This window comes from Streptomyces sp. NPDC005574 (genome assembly GCF_040605435.1).
Taxonomy (GTDB): Bacteria; Actinomycetota; Actinomycetes; order Streptomycetales; family Streptomycetaceae; genus Streptomyces.
Genome location: NZ_JBEXCW010000211.1, coordinates 1 through 4,809 on the forward strand (window position 1 = coordinate 1; position 4,809 = coordinate 4,809).

Annotated in this window: 7 protein-coding genes; 5 read left to right on the forward strand and 2 right to left on the reverse strand. The window is 67.9% G+C overall.

Annotation, left to right across the window (positions count from 1 at the left end):
- The first annotated feature begins 137 nt into the window (after positions 1-137).
- Positions 138-1,760 (forward strand): recombinase family protein, encoded by a 1,623-nt coding sequence (locus tag ABZT03_RS43020; RefSeq protein ID WP_356049615.1) that lies wholly within the window; start codon positions 138-140, stop codon positions 1,758-1,760.
- Here ABZT03_RS43020 and ABZT03_RS43025 read toward each other — a convergent pair.
- Together ABZT03_RS43025 and ABZT03_RS43030 are read right to left on the reverse strand one after the other, a co-directional pair.
- Positions 1,687-2,181: a hypothetical protein gene (locus ABZT03_RS43025; protein WP_356049617.1), complete on the reverse strand. Its 495-nt coding sequence runs from the start codon at positions 2,179-2,181 to the stop codon at positions 1,687-1,689. The two genes, ABZT03_RS43020 and ABZT03_RS43025, sit on opposite strands and share 74 nt — an antisense overlap.
- 64 nt (positions 2,182-2,245) lie before the next feature.
- Entirely contained in the window at positions 2,246-2,698 is a 453-nt protein-coding gene (locus ABZT03_RS43030; RefSeq protein ID WP_356049618.1) for a hypothetical protein, read from the reverse strand.
- 258 nt (positions 2,699-2,956) lie between these two features.
- On the opposite strand from ABZT03_RS43030, the gene ABZT03_RS43035 reads away from it, so the two are divergent.
- The 4 genes from ABZT03_RS43035 (at position 2,957) to ABZT03_RS43050 (ending at position 4,769) form a co-directional block, all read left to right on the forward strand.
- On the forward strand, positions 2,957-3,181 hold the full coding sequence (locus ABZT03_RS43035) for a helix-turn-helix transcriptional regulator (RefSeq protein ID WP_356049619.1): 225 nt from the start codon (positions 2,957-2,959) through the stop codon (positions 3,179-3,181).
- Positions 3,178-3,351, forward strand: a complete 174-nt coding sequence (locus ABZT03_RS43040) for a hypothetical protein (RefSeq protein ID WP_356049621.1) — start codon at positions 3,178-3,180, stop codon at positions 3,349-3,351. The genes ABZT03_RS43035 and ABZT03_RS43040 overlap by 4 nt, the downstream gene beginning before the upstream one ends.
- Before the next feature lie 96 nt (positions 3,352-3,447).
- Positions 3,448-3,804, forward strand: a complete 357-nt coding sequence (locus tag ABZT03_RS43045) for a hypothetical protein (RefSeq protein WP_356049623.1) — start codon at positions 3,448-3,450, stop codon at positions 3,802-3,804.
- On the forward strand, positions 3,801-4,769 hold the full coding sequence (locus ABZT03_RS43050) for a hypothetical protein (RefSeq protein WP_356049625.1): 969 nt from the start codon (positions 3,801-3,803) through the stop codon (positions 4,767-4,769). Before ABZT03_RS43045 ends, ABZT03_RS43050 begins: the two co-directional genes overlap by 4 nt.
- Positions 4,770-4,809 lie beyond the last annotated feature (40 nt).

Consider the following 4,809-nt stretch of genomic DNA (forward strand, 5'->3'; position numbering starts at 1 on the left):
ACCCCACACACCGACGGGGCGTCACCCTCCCCCGAAGGTGACGCCCCGCGGCGCGCCCGAAAACATCGCATCAGTGTCTTAGCGACACTGTCCCCGGACAATGGCGCTTAGACACTCATCTTGGCTAGAGTCCGGCCATGCCGTTCGCGCCGCAATACCTGCATCTCGTCTTCCCCGACACGGAGTTCGAGGCCCTGCTCTACGGCAGGGCCTCCCGTGACCCGAAGAAGCAGGGGCACTCCGTCGAGGACCAGCTCGGCAACGGCCGCGCCCTCTGCCGCGAAAGCAACTGGCCCATCGCCGACGAGTTCAAAGACCTCGGCCTGTCGGCCTCCCGCCATGCCACCAAAGCACGCGACGAGTTCGAGGAACTCCTCGACGCCATCGAGAACGGCCCGGCCCGGCCCGGAGTCACGCGCATCGTCGTGGCCTTCGAGGCGAGCAGGTACTACCGCGACCTCGAAGCGTACGTACGCCTGCGCGCGGCCTGCCTGAACGCCGGCGCGCTGCTCTGCTACAACGGGCAGGTATACGACCTGTCTCGACGCGAGGACCGCAAGGCCACCGCGATGGACGCGATCGCCGCCGAGGACGAGGCGGAGGGCATCCGCGACCGGAACCTGCGCACGGCAGAGGCGACCGCGGCGAAGGGCGCCCCGCACGGCCGGCTGCTGTACGGGTTCGCACGGGACTACGAGGTCGTGAGCGGCAAGCTGAGGTGCGTCCGGCAGTACGAGCACCCGACGAACGGGCCGTATGTGCTTCAGTCCTTCCTCCACGTGGACTCTGGTGGCTCCCTGCGGTCCCTCGTTCGGTGGCTGAGGTCGCAGGAGGACGCGGCCCGGCCGGACGGAAGCGAGTGGACGGAGATCACCGCCCGGCGCATGCTCCTCAACCGCGCCTATCTCGGTGAGCGCATCCACCGGGGGAGTTGGCGGACGGCAACGTGGGAGCCGATCAAAGGACTCCACACGCCAGCAGGGCGCGCCATGTTCAACCGGGTTACGGCCAGGCTCACGGACCCGGAGCGGCGTACACAGCGCGGCTCCGAGGCGACGCATCTGCTGTCCCTCATTGCCCTGTGCGGGCACTGCGGCGATCACGCACTGCTGGAGCAAGTGCCGTTGCGTGGCATGCCGTACCTGCGCTGCCGGGTGCGGAAGGACGTCACGATCCGCGAGGACTGGATGGATGCTTTCGTCGAGGAGGCCGTCATGCGGTGGTTCTCCAACAAGCGGCAAGCCACGATGGCGTTGGTCCCCAGCGATGGGGACGTGGAGGAGAAGGTGGCCGCGGCGCAGCGCCGCATCAACGGGTTCGAGGAGCAGCTGCGCGAGGCCAGGAAGTTGGCCGAGGAGTTCGACGAGGAGACGGGCCGCTTCCGGCTGTCGGCCGGCTCGCTGGCGTCGATGGAGCAGCGGTTGGTGCCGAAGCTGGAGCAGGAGCGGAAGAAACTGCAGTCCATGACGGGGGTGTCGCCGCTGCTGCTGTCGCTGCTGCACTCCGAGGACCCGGAGTCGGTGTGGAGCGGGCAGGAGGAGGCTGGCCGGCCCGGGCTGACGTTGGAGCAGAAGCGGGAGGTGATCCGGAAGGTGGTCACCGTGCGCCTGCATAAGGCGCAGAAGCGGGGGGTGCACCGGCTGGAGCCGGGCCGTATCACGCTCGTGTTCGTGGGGGAGCCGGGCTTTAGGGCGCGACCTCTCCGTGCTCCCGAGAGCGGTCCCGCTGCTGGTGGGGCAGGTTCTGCGGGAACTGGATGAGCTTCGCGGTGGCGATCTGGCGGGGGTCGAGCTTCTTCCCGCACACCAGGCGGACGGCCACTTCCATGGATTCCGCGGCGAGTTCTCCCCGCTTGGCCTCGAACTCGTTGGCGAGCGCTTCACGTTCCGTCTTGAGGCGGACGGCGTTGGCGTGGCGTTCGGCGGTGATGTCCTGGCGCAGGCGGCCCTGTTCGTTTTCCAGGGCGGCCTGCGCGGCGAAGTAGCGGGCCCGTTCGGCTTCGGCTGAGCGCTGTGCTGCGGCGAGGATGCGCCTCTCGTCGCTGGTGTCGGTGATCCATTTGCGGATGAAGACGAGTGCGATCGTTGTGAGTGCGGTGAGGGTGAGGCAGGTTCCTCCGACGGTGTGGTCGAGATCGCTGCGGTAGGTGCCGTGAAGGACCGTGATCAGTCCGGTCAGCATTCCCACTCCGGCTGCTACGGCCGTGGTTCGCGCGCCGCCCGACAGTTCCATGCCTACCCCCGCATCACATCTGTGCCGCTGTCCCTCCGCGGTCGTCGGCGGCGTGATCTGAGGATTCGTCTTGTAGACGCATGAGACGTTCGTAGGTTGCGTAGAACATTTGGCGTCCTACCTCGTCCCGGATTCCCAGTCGATCGGCCGCTTCTTCCACGGTGAGGTCAGAGCGTACCTGCGATCGGTCAGTTTCGGACAGTGACTGGAGAGACTCGGGTGACAGAACTCCTCCGTCTACGAGGAGGGTTGCGACGTCGAGGCTGGTCGCTGCGGCGATGGCTTCGTAGAAGCGGGCTTCGGGTAGGGCGGTTCCTTGCCAAAGCCGGGTGACGCTGCTTTCGGTCATGCCGGTGTCTCGCGCGAAGCGTGCCTTGGCGCCGTGCCCGGTGTAGCCGGCACGTTCGGCTGCTGGCACAACGCGGGCGGCGAATCGCTGCGCGCGCGTGGGGGTCGCATCGGTCATGTCCGGTGACTTTACCGCCCTAGTTAGGGAGATAGCCAGTAAATCCCTGGCGCGCAAGGGCGCCAATCACGCCACTGACCTGCGTTAACACAGCTCACTCCAGCACTCGAACAGGCATTTGATTCTAAATTGACGCAACACGCGGTCCATCCTCCCTTGCGCGCAAGCAAGGATGGTGGCAGAGTCTCCCTCGTGAGCAAGGAATCCCCTTCCGCCAGCGACAACCCCTGCCACAGAGAACCCGAAGGAGGTGACTACGTGTTCCGTCTTGATGTACCCGAGCTGCTGAAGGCCATCAAGGCCCACGGCGACCACCACAACGCGGCGATCGCACGCCGGACCGGAATCGCCGAGTCGTCGGTGTCCCGCATCCTCCGCGGCGAGGCCCAGCCTGACCTGAACTCGGCCATGCGCCTCGCCGAGCAGTACGACCTCGACCTCCGCGGCGTCATCAAGCGCGTACCCGTTCAGGTCGCCGCGTGACCCGCGAAGAGCGCCTCGCGCTCCTTCCGCCCGAGGCACTCGCATACATCGACGCCCGCGTCGAGGAGGCCCCCGAGCCGACTCCCGAGCTCGTCGAAGAACTGCGCCGCATCATGACGCGCCCCGCCGGGGTAACCCCCCGCACCCAGCCGGCCGCTCACGCCGCCTGACTCATCCCTGAACACGCCGAAGGGCCGCTCCGACTTCCCGGCCTGAGCGACCCAACGACTCGGCGACCCCTACCAACCAGAGAAGGAGAGGTCCCCGTGACCGATCAGATTACCTTCCGCCCCGGCCTCGAAGGCCTCATGGCCGCCCTGTCTGTTGCCGAGCAGGTCACCGCGAAGTCCCCGGTGACGCCGCACGGTGTGGCCATCAGTAAGGACCACTTCGACCACGTCCCGGGCACCGACTTCGAGCGGCCGATGGGCGTGCTCCTGCACTTCTACCCGGGCGTCGAGCAGGTCCGCGAGTTCGCCGAGGCGCTCGGCGTCGAGGTGGCGGAGCGCCCGCACGGGGACGAGGACACGTACACGTACGCCGAGGGCGTGCTGAACGGTGTGCCGTTCCGGGCGTGGACGCTGGTTGCGGCCGACGAGATCGCCTCGGCGGTGGCGGCATGAGCGACTCGATCATCGTCCGCGTCACGCTCGACGCGTATGACATGGCGTCGAACGGCCGCCAGACACAGGTGTACGTGCAGATCCCCGATGTGGCGCGCGCGTCTTGGCTGCTGCCCGACAGCGTGTTCCACCCGCTGAAGGACCGGGCGTGGCCCGAGGTGCTGGACGTGGCACACGACCACATCACGTACGGCGGGGTCGCCTCCAACTCGCAGTCGACGGCGGCTTGGCGTGCGGTCCGGGAGTGGCTGCGGGATGAGACGAACCGCGACGAGTTGCAGGTGGCGTTCGAGGAGCACGAGGCGCGCCGGCACCCGGTGGCACGGAAGCTGCTGGCTGAGGTCGAGCACCTCCGCAAGGAGGGTGACGCCTTCCGGGATCAGCGTAACGACGTCTTCGCGACGAACGAGCGACTGCATGTAGAGGTGCAGGAGTCGGATCGGGCTCGCCTCCTCGCGGAGAACGAGACGCGAACGCTTCGGCGCGAGGCGGACGCGCTGCGGGCCCGGGTCGATGAGGTCGAGCGGGCGTACACGTTCGACACAGCCGAGTTGAAGCAGCGCATCGCCGAGTTGGAGGCGGAGCGGCACTCGACGAACGAGGCCCTGTCGGACGCGGCAGAAGCGCTGCGTGAGAACCAGCACCGGATCGCCGAGTTGGAGCGGCCGGCCGTCGAGCGCCACCGCCGCGAGGTGCGGGAGTCCTACCAGTGGCTGGCTGCGCACGCTGGCGAGGACGGGGACTTCGAGGGTGAGGCGGCTGTCCGGCGGCAGTTGGCGGAGCGCGAGGCGGTGTGGGCGCGTGAGGACGAGCTGGCGGCGGAGTTCGCTGCGGATCCGCTAGCGGTGAAGCCGTGGGTTCCGGGTCCGTCGGCGGAGGAGTCGGCTGATCGGTTGACGCGATTCCTCGCGCCAGTGCAGCAGGCCCTCCGCGAGGACGAGCCCGCGACGGGCGGTGCGAAGTGAGCACGCCCACGCAGGACCTCGCTGACTGGTTCGCGGCCGT

Bases quoted from the DNA above. Each gene is read 5' to 3' on its own strand.
- ABZT03_RS43050 (WP_356049625.1), top strand. From the start codon at position 3,801: ATGAGCGACTCGATCATCGTCCGCGTCACGCTCGACGCGTATGACATG.
- ABZT03_RS43030 (WP_356049618.1), bottom strand. From the start codon at position 2,698: ATGACCGATGCGACCCCCACGCGCGCGCAGCGATTCGCCGCCCGCGTT.
- ABZT03_RS43020 (WP_356049615.1), top strand. From the start codon at position 138: ATGCCGTTCGCGCCGCAATACCTGCATCTCGTCTTCCCCGACACGGAG.
- ABZT03_RS43025 (WP_356049617.1), bottom strand. From the start codon at position 2,181: ATGCTGACCGGACTGATCACGGTCCTTCACGGCACCTACCGCAGCGAT.